Origin of the sequence: Secundilactobacillus angelensis, from assembly GCF_012641075.1 — a bacterium.
GTDB classification, from domain to species: Bacteria; Bacillota; Bacilli; order Lactobacillales; family Lactobacillaceae; genus Secundilactobacillus; species Secundilactobacillus angelensis.
In genome coordinates, this window is sequence record NZ_JAAXLJ010000084.1 from 1 (window position 1) to 376 (window position 376).

The following is a 376-nucleotide window of genomic DNA, read 5'->3' on the forward strand; positions in this document are numbered from 1 at the left end:
AAAAAATGGTCAAAGAAGCGGCCGCTCAACAAATGGCACATACCTACAGCACGACTGATTTCCACGCCAAGCAGGAAGAAGCCTTAGCCCACGAAAAAGCGTGGTATCACCAAGAAATTGACCGCATTTTGCAAGAAAAACTGACTGAAATCGAGCCTAAAACGCTGAAAGGCGCTGTTACTGACCAATTAAAACAGCAACTAGCCGACCTTGAGCATCAGCAAGCCGAATTTGAAGCCACGGTCGAACGTGCAAAAAGCACGGGTAACCGGCAGTTTTGGCAGTCTTTGATACCAGTTTTAGCTGGTACCTCTGTCTGTTTACTACTCGTTGCGGTCATTTTCTTTGTGCTTGAAAAGCTAATCTATCAAGGCCT

The 376-nt window shown here is 46.0% G+C and carries 1 protein-coding gene; it reads left to right on the top strand.

Features of this window, described 5'->3' with window-relative positions; translation table 11 throughout:
* A partial coding sequence (locus HC026_RS12460; protein WP_211089500.1) for a hypothetical protein occupies positions 1 to 376 on the top strand: 376 nt, incomplete at both ends.